This is a genomic window from Pseudomonas fluorescens (assembly GCF_001708445.1).
Taxonomy (GTDB): domain Bacteria; phylum Pseudomonadota; class Gammaproteobacteria; order Pseudomonadales; family Pseudomonadaceae; genus Aquipseudomonas; species Aquipseudomonas gorinensis.
The window spans coordinates 5069897-5086048 of sequence record NZ_CP015637.1; the positions used below are offsets into that span (position 1 = coordinate 5069897).

Annotated in this window: 10 protein-coding genes and 1 riboswitch; of the genes, 2 read left to right on the forward strand and 8 right to left on the reverse strand. The window is 61.8% G+C overall.

From position 1 onward, the window contains the following. Positions 1–14 precede the first annotated feature (14 nt). Positions 15–1019, reverse strand: coding sequence for a low-specificity L-threonine aldolase (gene ltaE, locus A7317_RS22510; protein WP_069076863.1), 1005 nt, complete (start codon positions 1017–1019; stop codon positions 15–17). A gap of 190 nt (positions 1020–1209) precedes the next feature. Continuing rightward, positions 1210–1379, forward strand: a riboswitch (FMN riboswitch). A gap of 113 nt (positions 1380–1492) precedes the next feature. Here ltaE and A7317_RS22515 point away from each other — a divergent pair. Beyond that, positions 1493–2002 (forward strand): 6,7-dimethyl-8-ribityllumazine synthase, encoded by a 510-nt coding sequence (locus A7317_RS22515; RefSeq protein ID WP_024077001.1) that lies wholly within the window; start codon positions 1493–1495, stop codon positions 2000–2002. Between the two features lie 87 nt (positions 2003–2089). On the opposite strand, the gene astE is transcribed toward A7317_RS22515, so the two are convergent. From astE to A7317_RS22550, 7 genes are all read right to left on the reverse strand, one after another. After that, positions 2090–3094, reverse strand: a complete 1005-nt coding sequence (astE, locus tag A7317_RS22520) for a succinylglutamate desuccinylase (RefSeq protein ID WP_024077002.1) — start codon at positions 3092–3094, stop codon at positions 2090–2092. An 11-nt stretch (positions 3095–3105) separates the two neighbouring features. Next, positions 3106–3396, reverse strand: coding sequence for a hypothetical protein (locus A7317_RS22525; RefSeq protein ID WP_024077003.1), 291 nt, complete (start codon positions 3394–3396; stop codon positions 3106–3108). Between the two features lie 23 nt (positions 3397–3419). Further along, the gene (astB, locus tag A7317_RS22530; RefSeq protein WP_024077004.1) at positions 3420–4766 is read right to left on the reverse strand and encodes an N-succinylarginine dihydrolase; all 1347 of its coding nucleotides are present in this window, start codon (positions 4764–4766) and stop codon (positions 3420–3422) included. A gap of 155 nt (positions 4767–4921) precedes the next feature. Beyond that, positions 4922–6391 (reverse strand): succinylglutamate-semialdehyde dehydrogenase, encoded by a 1470-nt coding sequence (gene astD, locus A7317_RS22535; RefSeq protein ID WP_168232627.1) that lies wholly within the window; start codon positions 6389–6391, stop codon positions 4922–4924. Further along, complete coding sequence (gene astA / locus A7317_RS22540) at positions 6388–7413, reverse strand: arginine N-succinyltransferase (protein ID WP_024077006.1); 1026 nt, start codon at positions 7411–7413, stop codon at positions 6388–6390. Before astA ends, astD begins: the two co-directional genes overlap by 4 nt. A gap of 47 nt (positions 7414–7460) precedes the next feature. Further along, positions 7461–8480: an arginine/ornithine succinyltransferase subunit alpha gene (gene aruF, locus A7317_RS22545; RefSeq protein WP_024077007.1), complete on the reverse strand. Its 1020-nt coding sequence runs from the start codon at positions 8478–8480 to the stop codon at positions 7461–7463. Between the two features lie 213 nt (positions 8481–8693). Continuing rightward, a complete protein-coding gene (locus A7317_RS22550; RefSeq protein ID WP_024077008.1) occupies positions 8694–9914 on the reverse strand; it encodes an aspartate aminotransferase family protein in 1221 nt (406 codons plus the stop codon). 310 nt (positions 9915–10224) lie between these two features. Between A7317_RS22550 and A7317_RS22555 the strand changes: the two genes are divergently transcribed. Then, positions 10225–16143: a leucine-rich repeat domain-containing protein gene (locus A7317_RS22555; protein WP_069076865.1), complete on the forward strand. Its 5919-nt coding sequence runs from the start codon at positions 10225–10227 to the stop codon at positions 16141–16143. Positions 16144–16152: the final 9 nt, after the last annotated feature.

Genomic DNA, 16152 nt, shown 5'->3' on the forward strand with positions numbered 1-16152 from the left:
GACGGTCTGCACGCTCATTTGCGCGAAAACTCGACGAATGTTTGCACGACCTGCTCGATTTGCGCCCGGCTGACATCCAGATGCGTGACCATGCGCAGACGCGGCGCGGCGCTCAATTTGACCCTGCGTTCAGCGGCAAAGGCTTTCAAGGCTTCGGCCTGCTCACCGATCTGTACGTAGACCATATTGGTCTGCACCGGCTCCACGGTATAACCGGCCTTGCGCAACTCCTCCCCCAGCCATTGCGCATTGGCGTGATCGTCGGCCAGGCGCTGCACCTGGTGGTCCAGCGCATATAGCCCCGCCGCCGCCAGGGAGCCGGCCTGGCGCATGCCACCGCCGACCATCTTGCGCAGGCGCCGCGCCTTGGCGATCAGCGCCGTGGAACCACACAACACCGAGCCAATCGGCGCGCCGAGGCCCTTGGACAGGCACACCGACACCGAATCGAAGTGCCGCGTGATCTCCCGCGCATCCACCTCCAGCTTGACCGCTGCGTTGTAGAGGCGCGCGCCGTCCAGGTGCAGGGCCAGGCCATGTTCACGGGTAAAGGCCCGGGCTTTCGCCAGGTATTCCAGTGGCAGCACCTTGCCCTGCATCGTGTTTTCCAGGGCCAGCAGGCGGGTGCGGGCGAAATGGAAATCGTCGGGCTTGATCGCGGCCAGCACCTGGTCCAGGTCCAGGGAGCCGTCCGCCTGGACTTCCAGCGGTTGCGGCTGGATCGAACCCAGCACCGCCGCGCCGCCGCCTTCGTATTTATAGGTGTGGGCCTGCTGGCCGACGATGTATTCCTCGCCGCGCTCACAGTGCGCCATCAACGCCAGCAGGTTGCTCATGGTGCCGGTCGGGACGAACAACGCCGCAGGGAACCCCAGGCGCTTGGCCAGTTCGGCCTCCAGGCGGTTGACGCTGGGGTCTTCACCGTAGACATCATCGCCACTGACGGCGCTGGCCATCGCGTCGAGCATGCCGGGGGTGGGTTGGGTCACGGTGTCGCTGCGCAGGTCAATCACGGTCATGAAACAGGCCTCTGGCGGATTGGATAAGTCCCTTTGTGAGTGATTACTGCGGGCAAAACCACGGAATATCAAGCCCCACTCGCATTCAATCGAATACCAACCAAACAAACCGATATAGGTTATCGATACAGCGATCGTGCAGTTTTTGAAAAACCATGTTAAAAACTCTCCGCCGCCAGGGTTCTGGTGGCAACGTTCTCAGGGCGGGGTGCAATTCCCCACCGGCGGTAATTGCGCGCAATGTGCATAGCCCGCGAGCGCTTGGCGCCTCGAACTGCTCACGCAGGACGGCGACAAGGTCAGCAGACCCGGTGTGATCCCGGGGCCGACGGTCATAGTCCGGATGAAGAGAGAACGGGATTGGCACCTAAGGGCCGCACGCTGACCGCATGCCTGCATGACTCAGCGGTTCGTACCCTTAAATCCCATTCGATTCATAACGCCCTGTTTTTTTCTTAAACAGGAGTCAGAACATGCAACCCACCGCAATCGACAGCAAAAGCAAAAACCACCACGGCGAGCGCGTCGCGTTTATCCAGGCCTGCTGGCACAAGGATATTGTCGACCAGTCCCGTAAAGGCTTCCTCGCCGAAATGATCGCCCTGGGCTACCAGGAATCGGACATCGACTTCTTCGAAGTCGGCGGCGCCTTTGAAATGCCCCTGCACGCCAAACTGCTGGCCAAGACCGGCCGTTACGCCGGTATCGTCGCCGCCGCGCTGGTGGTGGATGGCGGCATCTACCGTCACGAATTCGTCGCCCAGTCGGTGGTCAGTGGCCTGATGCAGGTACAGCTGGAAACCGAAGTGCCAGTGTTCTCGGTGTCCCTGACCCCGCATCACTTCCATGCCGGCAGTGAGCACCACACGTTCTTCTACGAGCACTTCGTACACAAAGGCCAGGAAGCTGCGCGCACTTGCGCCGACACCCTGCACAAGGTGCGTGCGATCCGTCGCAGTGAGCCGCGGGCCCTAGCGGTCTAAGCAACACTGCAAAACAAAATGTGGGAGGGGCGGTGCGACGATTCGACTTGCCCCCTCCCACATTTGGATCCGGATACGCCTTGAGACCTATGCCAGGCCCACGTCCGTGGTCGGCACGATCAATATCCCTGCCCGCAAGCCATTCTTCACCTTCGGGTTGGGGAAGATGATGCGTGCACCCTCCTCCTCGATCACCCAGCGGGTCTTGGCGACGTCTTCGGCCAGCAGATAACCCTTTTCCAGTTCCGAAAAGTTTTCCACGTCCGCCGGCAGGTGCAGCAGGAACGCATCGCTGTGCTTGATGACTTCCCGCGACACGGCGAACAGTTTCAAGCCGTCCAGGCTGTCAGTCTCAGGCTCGCTGCCTTCGATGATCTGCGTGAGGCGCAGCTCCAGGCGGGAAACATTGACGCCCTGGTTCTGCCCGAACGGCCGCGCCTTGCCCAGCTCCAGGGTGAAGGCTTCGGCACCGAGTTGTTCGTAGGTAAAGGCAGTGAAGGTGATCGAGGTCTTGTTCTGCAACAGCACCGCCTGCATGCCGGCAGCGCTCAAGCGGGCCAGTTCGCGCCGCGAGTGCTGGCGCCCGTCCTTCCATGGGTAAAGGGCGAACTGCTCGATCTTCGAGCCGCGAATCGCAGTGTGCAGGTCATAATGCAGGCGCGAACGGCCAGGCACGCTGAAAAAGCTGCGGGCCAGTTGCTCCAGCTCGGCGGCACGCATGGCCTCGGGGCCGATGTTTTGTTCATGACGGCCGTTGAACAGCCGGTTGACGTCCAGTTCGAGGTAACGTTCACCGCGGCGCATGGCCTCGGGGTTGCCGAACAGGAACAGAATACGGGTGCGGGGCTTGATCTGCCCACGGGCAATGCCATGCAACAGGCGGTCGAGCAATTCGATCGGCGCGGTTTCGTTGCCATGGATACCGGACGACAGCAGCAGGTCGCCGCCGTTGTCGCGGGCTTGCGGCGGGCGTACTTCGAGTGCGCCCTCGCTGAGCCAGCGCATCTGCACGCCGTCGACAGTCAGTTGAATTTTTTGCGCCGGTTCGCGACCGGCGAGGGTCAGTTCAAGCAGTTTGCCGAGGGCGAGCATACGCAGCTTCCTTAGTGGTTGCAGCCTGGGCCGTGGACGTGATCGTCATCATCACCTTCAACGTCGGCCGGTTCCATTTCCAGTTGCAGGCTCATCAGGTTGGTAGCCAGTGGGCGCATCAGCAGGTTGGCGTATTCGGAGTCGCCTTCTTCCACATCCACACCGATCAGCAGCTGGCCACGGCCGTCGTGCTGGATCCAGATTTCCTTACCCTGCCAGACCACGGCGACGCGGGTGCAGGAGGTTTCCAGCTGGGTGCCGTCGGTGTCTTCAAGGATCAGTTGCAGGGTGTCGGTGCTCATAAATAACTCTCAGCCGTACGGCGTTAATTGATCTGGAAAGGATAAACCGAGCCCAGTTTAAGGATTTGCGTCAGTTCATCCAGTGCCGTCCGGCACTCAAGCAGCAATTGCGGGTCAGCCAGGTCGGTTTCGCGCAGGCTGTCGCGGTAGTGCTTGTCGACCCATTGGGTCAGTGTGTCGTACAACGGCGCGGTCATGATAACCCCTGGGTTCACCGCTGCCAGCTCGGTTTCGTTCAACGCCACGCGCAAACGCAGGCACGCCGGCCCACCGCCATTCTGCATGCTTTGCTTGAGGTCGAAGACCTTGACTTCGCGAATCAACCCACCGGACGCCGTCAGGCCTTGCAAGTAGTGCCATACGCGCTCGTTGGCGCGGCATTCTTCGGGCACGATCAGCAACATCGAGCCATCGGCGCGGCTCAGCAGTTGGCTGTTGAACAGGTAGGAACGCACGGCGTCCTCGACACTGACCTGGGCGCGCGGCACGCAGATGGACTGGAAATTGCCGCCCAACCGGCCCAACTTGCCCTGCAACTCGGCAAGCATCTGTTCGGTATTGAGGAACGCATCCTCGTGGTAGAACAGCACTTCGCCGTTGCCCACCGCGATCACATCGTTGTGGAACACGCCGGCATCGATCACGGCCGGGTTCTGCTGGGCGTAGACCACGCCTTCATCTTTCAAACCGTGCAGCCGCGCAACGGCTTGCGACGCTTCCAGGGTTTGACGCGCCGGGTATTTCTGCGGGGCGGGGTAACGGCTGTCGAACGCGCTGCGGCCGTACACGAAAAACTCCACACCGGCCTGGCCATAGTCGCGGCAAAAACGCGTGTGGTTGGCTGCGCCTTCGTCACCGAACTGCGCCACCGCCGGCAGGGCCGCGTGGTGGGCAAAGTGTTTCTGGTCAGCAAACATCGCCCCCAGCACGCGGCTGGTCGTGGGGTGTTCGATGCTGCGGTGGTATTTGCAATTGAGGTTGGCGGCGGTGAAATGCACGCGGCCATCCGCGGTGTCGGCGCTCGGGCTGACGGTGGCGGCATTGGCCACCCACATGCTCGATGCCGAACAACTGGCCACCAGCAGCGGCATGGCGTGCTTGGCCGCCTGCTCGATCACTTGGGCGTCGCTGCCGCTGAAGCCGAGGTTGCGCAAGGCGGCCACGTCCGGGCGTTCCTGAGGCGCGAGCACCCCTTGCACGAAGCCCATGTCCATCAGCGCTTTCATCTTCTGCAAGCCCTGCAACGCGGCTTCCTTGGGGTTGGAAGACTGCTGGCTGTTGCTCTGGGACGCGACGTTGCCGTAGGACAAACCGCCGTAGTTATGGGTCGGCCCCACTAGACCGTCAAAATTGACTTCATAGGATTTCATCGGCGAGGCTCCACGAACATCTGTTTTTATAGGCATCAAATTACTTGAATACGCCACTGAACCCTGTGGGAGGGGGCTTGCCCCCGATAGCGGTGGATCAGTCACCTGATTCATCAACTGACACACCGCCATCGGGGGCAAGCCCCCTCCCACATTCAGGCCAGTGTTATGCCTGGGGTCAATGTGGCAGGCACCACCAGGCTCGGGGTCTCCAGCGACGCCACCGGGTACGCGCAATAATCCGCCGCATAATAGGCACTGGCGCGATGGTTGCCCGACGCCCCTACCCCACCAAATGGCGCGGTACTGGCGGCGCCGGTCAGCTGTTTGTTCCAGTTGACGATCCCGGCACGGCTTTCCAGCCAGAATTGCTGGTAACGCGCTTCGGAATCGGACAACAAGCCAGCGGCCAGGCCGTACTGGGTGTTGTTGGCTTCGGCAATCGCCGCGGCGAAATCAGCGTAGCGGATCACCTGCAACAGTGGGCCGAACAGCTCTTCATCTTCGCGCTCGGTCACCCCGGTGACGTCGATGATGCCCGGCGTCAACAAGGCGGCCTGCTCCTGGGGCTGGGTCATTTCCAGCAGGGCCACGGCACCATTGGCCAACATCAGTTCCTGGGCTTGCATCAAGGCTTTGGCCGCCGCCAGGGAAATCACCGAACCCATGAACGGCGCGGGTTGCTGGTCGAAGGCACCGACGCTGATCGATGCGCTGACCGCCACCAGGCGCGCCAGCAACGCATCGCCCCAGGCGCCTTCGGGCACCAGCAGGCGACGGGCACAGGTGCAGCGCTGGCCGGCGGAGATAAACGCCGACTGGATAATGGTGTAGACCGCTGCGTCCACATCGGCCACTTCATCCACCACCAGCGGGTTATTGCCGCCCATTTCCAGGGCCAGGATCTTGTCCGGACGCCCGGAGAACTGCTGGTGCAGATGGTTGCCGGTGCGGCTGGAGCCGGTGAAGAACAACCCATCGATGCCTGGGTTGGCCGCCAACGCAATGCCAGTTTCCCGCGCGCCTTGCAGCAGGTTGAGTACGCCCGCCGGCAAACCGGCGTCGATCCAGCATTGCACGGTCAGCTCGGCGACTTTGGGGGTCAGCTCGCTCGGTTTGAACAATACGGTGTTACCCGCCAGCAGGGCTGGGACGATATGCCCGTTGGGCAAGTGACCCGGGAAGTTGTAAGGGCCGAACACCGCGACCACGCCGTGGGGCTTGTGGCGCAATACGGCGGTGGCGTCGCCCAGCGGGCCGCTCTTCTCGCCGGTACGCTCGCGGTAGCTTTGTACCGAGATGGCGATCTTGTTGGCCATGCTGGTGACTTCGGTGGCCGACTCCCACAGCGGCTTGCCGGTTTCTTCGCCGATGCAGCGGGCGATTTCATCGGCGCGGCTTTTCAGGGTATTGGCGAAGGCTTCCAGCACGCTGATGCGCTCCTCCAGCGGGCGCCGGGCCCAGCCCGGAAACGCCTGGCGCGCCGCCTGCACGGCGGACTCAACCTGTTCGACGCTGGCGCCATTGCCGGCCCACAGCACTTGCTGGGTCACCGGGTTGCGCGATTCGAACAGCTCACCCTGGCCTGCCAGCCAGCTACCTGCGATATACAGCGAATTCATTATTTCGACTCCCGAGCAGCAGACAACGGTACGGCACGCACTTGATCACCCACTACCAGTTGCAGGCGCTTGGCGGTCAACGGATCCACCACCAAGGTGCCTGCCGCCAGGCGCGCCGGTGCGGCGGTGATGCGGCAGTCTTCGCGCTTGCGGTTATGGATCAGGAACGGCGTGGCGTCGTCACCTGGCGTGCCAATGGCCAACACCAGGGACTGGCTGTCGCGCACCGCACGAATCTTGCTGGTTTCACACTCCACGGCCGGGCCGGCGTCGAAGATGTCGACATAGCCCTGGTAGCTGAAGCCTTCGCTCTTGAGCATGCTCAGGGCCGGCTCGGTGTCCGGGTGGACCTTGCCGATCACGTTGCGCGCGTCTTCGGAAAGGAAGCAGCTGTACAGCGGGAACTTGGGCATCAGCTCGGCGATAAAAGCCTTGTTGCCCACGCCAGTGAGGTAGTCGGCCTGGCTGAATTCCATCTTGAAGAAATGCCGGCCCAGGCTTTCCCAGAACGGCGAACGCCCGGCGTCGTTGGACACCCCGCGCATCTCGGCAATGATCTTGTTGCCAAACAGCTGCGGGAATTCAGCGATAAACAGCAGGCGCGCCTTGGCCAGCATGCGGCCATTGAGGCCAGTGCGGTAATCGGCATGCAGGAACAACGAGCACAGTTCGGAATTGCCGGTGAGGTCGTTGGCCAGGAACAGCGTCGGGATCTCACGGTAGATATTCAGTTCCTGGGAGGCGCTGACGGTCAGGCCCACACGGAAGTTGTACCAGGGCTCACGCAGGCCGACGGCGCCAGCGATGGCGGAAATCCCCACTACGCGGCCTTCGTCGTTTTCCAGCACGAACAGGTAGTCGGCATCGCCGCGCCCGGCTTCGCCACGAAAGGTTTTTTCCGCCCAGCCGACCCGGTGGGTCAGGCGCTCTTCGTTGGCCGGCAAGGTGGTCAGGCCGGTGCCGGTGCTGCGCGCCAGATCAATCAGGGCCGGTAAATCGCTGCTGCGTACGGGACGAACGATCATGCTATCTCCTCAAACGGGCCGCTTTGCAGCCACCCGCGAAACTCTATTTATACCGCTACCAGGCGCACACTCGCGCCGTCGCCGACACCCAGGGCTTCGGCCGCGGCCAAGTCCAGGGTCACCGGTTTGCCGGGGGCGTAATCCAGTTCCAGCATCACCGCGCGGTAGTCCTGCAACTGGCCGTTGCTCACCAGGTACTGGCGGCCGACGCCCTTGACCATTTCACCGATCTTCACCGGCACCACACGGCTCTGGGCGATCGAGCGAATCCCCGAGACCCGTGCGTGCAACGTCGGGCCACCGTCGAAGATGTCGATGTAATGGTCGGTCTCGAAGCCTTCGCGCATCAGGATGTCGAAGGTGATCTGCGCCCGCGGGTGCACCTGGCCCATGGCTTCCTGGGCTTCGTCCGGCAGCAGCGGTACATAGATCGGGTAATGCGGCATCAGCTCGGCGAGGAAGGTGCGGCTTTTCAGCCCGCACAGGCGCTCGGCGGCGGCATAGTTGAGGTCGAAGAAATTGCGCCCGATCGCATCCCAGAACGGCGAGTCACCGTTCTCATCGCTGTAGCCGACAATCTCGGTCACCACCGAGTCGGCAAAGCGCTCGGGGTGGCTGGCAACGAACAACAGGCGGCCACGGGAATTGAGTTCCGACCACGGCGAACCGACCAGCTCGGGCACCACGTAGAAGCTGGTGAGCAGGCTGTTGCCGGTGAGGTCGTGACACTGGGAAAGCACGTGGATCTTGTTGTGAATCTTCAGCTCACGGGAGGCGTGCACGAAGGTTTCGTTGCGAAAGCTGTAGAACGGCTCCGAGTAGCCGGCCGAAGCGACGATGGCCGAGCAGCCCGCCAGCTTGCCGGTCTCGGTGTCTTCCAACACAAAGAAATAGCTCTCTTCACCGTTGAAACTGACCTCGGCCGCGAAAGACGCTTCGCTGGCCGCGATCTTGTCACTCAGGCGTTCGACATCATCCGGCAAGGAAGTGACACCAATCGGGCTGTCCGCAGCCAGACGCTGTACCTCGCCCAGATCAGCCATTTGCGCGGGGCGCATCACCAGCATGGTGTCACTCCTTAACTCGAAAACTCATAGGGAAAAAATACCGGACAGGTCAGGAACACCACCTATCCTCTTGTGGGGCAAATTTCAATGTGGGAGGGGGCTTGCCCCCGATAGCCGTCTTCCAGTTGTTGCATCAGTGACTGATACACCGCTATCGGGGGCAAGCCCCCTCCCACATTTTTGACCCGGTCCAGCCAGCAAAATGTGTCGCTATCAGGCTTGGGTCAGGGTTTTTACCGCACGTTCGAAGCGATCCAGGCCCTCGTTGATGTCCGCCTCGTCCACCACCAGGCTCGGCGCGAAACGCACCACGTCGGGGCCGGCTTGCAGGATCATCAGGTTTTCTTTCTCGGCCGCGTTGAACACGTCCTTGGCCTTGCCTTTCCAGGCGTCGCTCAACACGCAACCCAGCAGCAGGCCGAGGCCGCGCACTTCGGTGAAGATGCCGTACTGCTTGCCGATCTGTTCCAGGCGCGCCTTGAACAGGTCGTGCTTGGCGTTGACGCCAGCCAGCACTTCAGGCGTGTTGATCACATCGATCACCGCCCCCGCCACCGCACACGCCAGCGGGTTGCCGCCGTAGGTGGTGCCGTGGGTGCCGACCACCAGGTGCTTGGCCAAGGCTTCCGTGGTGAGCATCGCGGCAATCGGGAAACCGCCGCCCAGGCTCTTGGCACTGGTGAGAATGTCCGGCACCACACCGTAATGCTGGTAGGCGAACAGGTGGCCGCTGCGGCCCATGCCGGTCTGCACTTCGTCGAACACCAGCAGCGCGTCGTGGGCGTCGCACAGTTCGCGGGCGCCTTGCAGGTAGGCCAGCTCGGCCGGCAGCACGCCGCCCTCGCCTTGCACCGGCTCCAGCACCACGGCGCAGGTCTTGTCCGACACGGCGGCTTTCAGCGCGGCCAGGTCATTGAACGGCACATGGGTGATGCCGGTGATCTTCGGCCCGAAGCCGTCGGAATACTTCGACTGGCCACCGACGTTCACGGTGAACAGGGTACGGCCGTGGAAGCTGTTCAGCGCGGCGATGATCTCGTACTTCTCGCTGCCGAAACGGTCGAACGCGACACGACGGGCCAGCTTGAACGCGGCCTCGTTGGCTTCGGCGCCGGAGTTGCAGAAGAACACGCGCTCGGCAAAGGTGGCGTCGATCAGCTTGTGCGCCAGGCGCAGGGCCGGCTCATTGGTGAACACGTTGGAGACGTGCCACAGCTTGTTGGCCTGTTCGGTCAAGGCACCGACCAGCGCCGGGTGGGCGTGGCCCAATACGTTGACCGCGATGCCGCCGGCAAAGTCGATCAGCTCGCGACCCGCCTGGTCCCACACGCGGGAACCTTTGCCACGCACGGGGATGAAGGCAGCAGGTGCATAGTTGGGCACCATCACCTGGTCGAAATCGGCACGTTGCACCGGGGCTTGCTCAACGGACATCGGAGTCTCCTGAAGAGGAACGCCTGCCTGGAACTGGCGGGCGATGCAGGGATTGTAAGGACAGTTTTCAGTGCGGCCTTGTCGCCAAGCGACAACTTCTTATAGCGCCAACCCGCGATTTTCGCGGGTTTACGCCAATGCGACAAATAGCATCGCAATGGCGCAGTTTAAACGCTGGCGCGTCACAACGGCAGATGGTCAAGCCGGATAGCTGCAACGTAACGGGCGGCCGGTTATCTATCTACCCCCGATGGGCCCACCGAAATTGGTCTGCTCTCACGCCTGTTCATCACACCAAGGCGTCCCCCCCATGACCCAACCGACCTCATCCCTCCAACTTCCGGACCTGGCGGTTTATCGCGACCCGCACATGGACATCCTCACGCAGGCCGTTCCCGACTGGCTGCCCAACCTCTCCCCAGCCAGACGCACCGCGCTGAGCAACGTCCAGCCGGACCTCCCCGCGTGGTACAAAACCGCCACCCCTGAAGCCCATGACACCCTCAAAACCCTGGTGAGCGCTGCCTGGAAGGCGAAGACCGCGGTCGATCAGGCCATGGGCAACCTGAAGTCGCCGCAAGACTTCGCCGCCCCATTGCTCCAAGCGCGCCTCAAGCAACGCTTTGGCGTTGAGCCAGATGTCAGCGCCACCTACTTGCGCCTGTACATTCCCCAAACCATCCCCTGGTTCCCCGTTCGCTCGGGGGCGGCAAGAACCTGGACCGTTTCACTGGTAGACGCCGCCCTGCACAACTTTGAAGCGGGCGAAGTATTCGAAGCGTCATCCGGTTTCATCACCCAGCCCACCCGTACCGGTCAATTCGACAGCCTGCCTTCTCTCGACGCGCACATCGCGGTCGATCAGTTCACTGCCCTGTGCCGGGAACTGGACATCGGCGCCCAGTACCAGCGCTACCTTGAACAATTCTTTGATTTCAAAAACCCGGTGGCCGCAACCCGCCTGCGATTGAAGCTCAAGCAAAGCCAGGTGGCGGACTTGAGCGTCGCGTTGCAGATGGCCCGGATGAAAGGCGATCTGCCTGACGATCAGTCCTTCATACGCTTGCAACGCCTGCTCAACACCGACGACAGCCACAGCACCTGCTACCCGCTGCTGTGCTACAGCCTGAGCATCATGTCGACCACGCTGACCGGCATCGTGCTGTTTGCCGAAAACATTGGCAGTCGTCACCCGGTAGGTGTGATCGCCTATATCCCGGACGACCCCTACGCACCGCTCAAACAGTACCCCACACTCGCCGACTTCATGAGCGCATTGGGCAACCACCTGCGCAACGCCGAGTACCAACAGTTCTTCAGCCGCTTCGTCAATCACGAAGAGCGCGGCCCCTTCTTCGCCGACCTCAACCGCCGGCTCTCCAAGGTCACCTGGCACCCGCACACTCACGGCGACCCGCTGCCGTCCTGGCGTGAGACCCCCATCGACCATCCACACCTGGCGTTCCGCGCCAGCGGCATCAGCGGGGACCTGTTCAGCCACCTGTTCCAGGCAACGCTCAGCAAGGTGTTCAACGATGCCCGCGCCATGGCCGTGTCCACGGCAAGCGTCGATCAGAAAGTACGCTGGGAGCGCTGGGCCATCGTGCAAAAAGTCGCGTCGGCGATCCTGCAAATCGCAGCGTTCATCGTCGCCCCATTTGTCCCTCCCGTGGGCCTGCTGATGCTCGGCTACAGCGCCTATCAAATGCTCGACGACGCCTTTGAATGGATCATCGACTGGGCGGTGGGCGACGTGACCGAGGCATTCGGGCACTTGTTATCGTTCGTGGAGCAAGGCGTGGAACTGGGCTTGTTCATCGCCGGCGCGCCCATGGCCGCCGGCGCCCTACGCGCCTTGCTGCCCTCCGAAGCGGTGAAGTTTTTCAACCGCCTCAAGCCCGTCATGCTGCCCAATGGCAAGGCTCGGCTCTGGAAACCGGACCTCGCGCCCTACGCCCACGATATCCAACTGCCCAGCCACGCTTACCCCGGCCCAGAAGGGCTGCATCCCCATAACGGTAAAGATATCCTGCTGCTGTCGGACAAACCCTTCGTGGTACTGACGGATCCGAAGACCCAACAGCCCTACCTGAAACATCCCACCCGAACCAACGCCTACCGCCCGCCCCTGCTGACCAATGGCAAAGGCGCCTGGCTGAGCGAGCTGGATACCCCCTTGAGTTGGGACAGCGCCACGCTCATGAAACGCCAGGGGCCGAAAACGGCCGGGCTCAACGATGAACAACTGGCCATGGCTCGTCATATCAGCGCCATCGACGACGGCGCCTTGCGCAAGATGTACGTCAACCAGCACCGACCGCCCCCGCTGCTGACCGATACCCTTGAACGCTTCCAGATCGACCGGGCGCTGCAGGACTTCATCGACCAAATGAACAGCGATGACCCAGCGATTTACAAACGGGCCGATGCGCAAACCCAACTGCACCTGCTTGCCAACCTGAGCCTTTGGCCAAAAGCCAAGACGTTGCGCTTCCTCGATACCCAGGGCAAAACGCTCTGGGAACTGCCCGGTGAAAAAAACGCCAGCGTGGTGCAAGTACATGAAGCCCAATTGAAAAACGGCGACCTGCTGAAAACCTTGCTGGAAGCGCTGGACGAACCACAACGCAAAACCTTGCTGGGGGAAGCGTTCGGTGATCCGCTCACCTCCATGTCCAATCGGGCGCTCAAACTCAGAAAAAAACTGGGCGCACTGGCCCAATCGCATCGCCGCGAGTTGTTCGAGACCCGCTACCTGCTGCTCGATAAACCGAGCAACCCGCGCCAGCAAACATTGATCGACAACACGCCAGGCCTGCCACTCAGCGCAGCCGACGCCCTGCTGGAGAGCGCCAGCAGCACAGAACTCAAGGACGTCGACCAAGGTACCGTCCCGGCGCGCTTGACCCAGCTGGCTCAAGCGCTGCGCGACGAGGCACAGGTCAACCATGCCTATGAGGGCCTGTATCTGGATTCGACGGACGACCTGGGCACCCATCGACTGGCCTTGCACTCCCTGGAGCGACTGCCTGGCTGGTCAAAAAAAATACGCCTCGAGATACACGACCAAACCGGCATCCTCATGGATGCCATCGGCCCACCGAAGGCACGGATCAAGCGCACCCTGGTACGTTCCCCCGAAGGGCGATACACCCCCCAAGACAGCCGCGGCCCACTGTCTGGCGAAACAGACCTGTACAACGCACTCCTCCAGGCCCTCCCGGATGCCAGGCGCGACGCCCTGGGCCTGCACATCGGCCAAGGCCCGGCACTCAAGCAGGCATTGCGCAAGCATGCCTTGGAACGCCAACCCTTGCGCAGGCTACTCGGCGCCCAGCCGGCCCACCCGCCCGCCGATAGCCGCACCCACCTGCGCTTGCTGGGCATGGATGCCTACCCACCAGCGCCTGCGGGGCCGGCCGCACAACCCGACCTGCGGGGCATGGCACGGGAACTGTTTCCCGCCCACACCGACGAACAAATCGCCGATCTGATCGAGGACCTCAACAGACGTCCGGGCGGGGCCATGCCGATCTTGACCGCGCTACGCCTGGAATACCTGCAACTCGATCTCGACCTGGCCGCCTGGGTAGCCGACACCCCCAGGTACTCCGCAGACGCTGAGGTGAATATCAGCCACCAGGCACACAACGATGCGCGGCAAAATCGCCGCCTTTTCCGACAGGCGCTGCTACGTGGCTGGCGCCGGGAAACCGAGGTTGACGCATACTTCGCCCCTCCTGCCCGTAACGGCCAGATGCTCAAACTTCCCTACCCCCTTTCCGGGGAGCTGCCGGCCTTGCGGGCAAACTTCGAACACATCTCCTACCTGGAACTCAAGGGCGATCAAACGGCCCTGAACGTCGATAGGTTTTTGCGCAGTTTCCCCAGGCTGCGTTACCTCAGCATCAGCAACGCTCAGTTGGGCGATCTACCGTTGGCCATCAACACCTCGCCCACCCTCAATACCTTGATTCTCAGCGAATGCAACATCACCCTGACGCCCGCGAGCCTGGCCAGGCTGACCGCCATGAACGCGCTTCGGACCCTGGACTTGTTCAATAATCCGCTGGAGCGGGTTCCCAGTGTCGAGAACATGGTTGACCTGCAGTTTCTGGACTTGTCCAGCACGGGCATATCCGCGATGCCTGCCGGCTTGCTCAGCCGACCGGCGCTGGAACTGGCGGTGCTCTCCAGCAACCAAATCACTCAAGTGCCACCCGCGCTCTTTGAGCTGCCGGCCGATACCACCAAAACGTTCGACCTCTCCGACAACCCCCTGTCGCGACAGACACTGGAGCAGGCCAAGACCTACTACCAACGCACGGGCATCTATTGGGGGATCGACGCTTCAGACGTGGATATCCGCCAAGTCAAATCGCTGTTCCCTGACTTCAGCGTGGATGAAGTCAACCGCTTTATCTTTGGCCTGCCCGGGAATCTGGAAATGGGCAAGATCGAATTGGCACGATTGGAAACTGAATACGCGGGCCTGTCCGACGGGCTCGACACATGGGTCAGGCAAACCACGCTGCCCGAGGAGCAAACCCGGCGACAAGCGTTCAAACAGACACTCCAAGCCTGCTGGCGTCGGGAGGGCGAATTGGATGAGCAGAGCCTGCAGGTCATCCCCACTTACACCCTGGAAAACTCGCAACCCTTCGAGGGAGAATTCCCCCCTCTCAACAGCACGTTCAACCATGTATCGTCGTTGCGCCTGCAAGGGTCGGGGGCGCCGTTTCCGTTGCAGTCGCCACTGTTTTTCAAAGGGTTTCCTTCGCTCAACCATCTGGCTATCGAGCACTACGGGCTCAGTGATATCCCCGATGCGGTGTTCGATCTCCCACAACTCTCGTCATTGCGCCTGCCCCACTGCCGCCTCACGCTGTCAGCCGAGAGCGCCGCATCACTCGCCACACTGGCCAACCTGGAGGAGCTGGACCTCAGTCATAACCCACTGGCTCGGTTCCCGGACTTTGCCCTGCCTCCCAGGCTTACCCGCCTCAACCTTCAAAAGACGGACCTGCCGCAAATTCCCTCAGGCCTGCTGACCTCCGTCGAACGCAAGCGCATCGACTTGAGCGACAACCTGATCACCCAGGTTCCCGAGGTAGCGTTCACCTTACCCGCAAACGTAACGGCGGCATTCGACCTCTCGCGCAACCCGCTGTCCAGGTCGACGCTGATGCAGATCAAACGCTATTGCCAGCGCACCGGCGAACATTTCCAGGCCGACGCGCCCACGCCAATGCGCGACAGGATCAAAGTGCTGTACCCCACCTTTGCCGAAGGTGAAGCCAATCGCTTTTTCTTTGAGCTGCCAGGCGGCCTGGACGAAGCCGCGCCAGCGCTTGAACGTCTTGAGGCCGAATATGAAAAACTGCGCGCCGATCTCCAGCAATGGGCGCTGGACACTCCCCAGCGACACCCGATTCTGGATGTGCCCCTGGATGAGCAAACACGAGCACAGGATCAACTCAATCGCATGGCCTTCAAGACATTACTTGAAGACGCCTGGCGCCGCGAAACCGAACTGGATGACAACAACGGCAGCCTTGAGGTCACCCACAGGCTGGGGTTCGACGCGCCGATCCTGGGCGAGCTGCCAGAACTGAGCGCACGCTTTGACCACATATCGTCCTTCGAGCTCGATGGAGAGGGCACGACGACCCGGGTCGATGGCCTCCTCAAGTGCTTTCCCAAACTCAAAAGCCTGACCCTCTGCAAACTCAGCCTGGGCACGATTCCACCCACGGTGTTTACACTGACCGGGTTGAATACCCTGAGCCTGACCGAGTGCGCTATCGGATTAACCCCCATCAGCGTCGATGCGCTGTCAGGGGTCACGAACCTGGTGTATCTGGACTTGAGCGAGAACATCCTGGGCATCCCCCCCGATGTCAGTCACCTGACCCAACTGGAGTCGCTGTACTTGCAAGACACCGAGATCAGCGAACTACCACGAGGACTGTCCGCCTTGCCCGAGCTGCGCACCCTGGACTTGAGCGACAACCTGATCGAAGTGCTGCCCGCCGACTTTCTGGAACTGGCCTCGCCACTCGACCATACATCCGATTTGAGCGGCAACCCCTGGTCGGCGCAAAGCCTCAGCTACCTCAGGCAGTATTACCTGCAAACCGGCAACGACTTGGCAGTTGCACAGGCCCGCCTGGACACGCAGGGCAACCCGCTGGTCAGGCCCGCTTCGCCGGATAGCATGGAGGAATGAAGCGCGCCT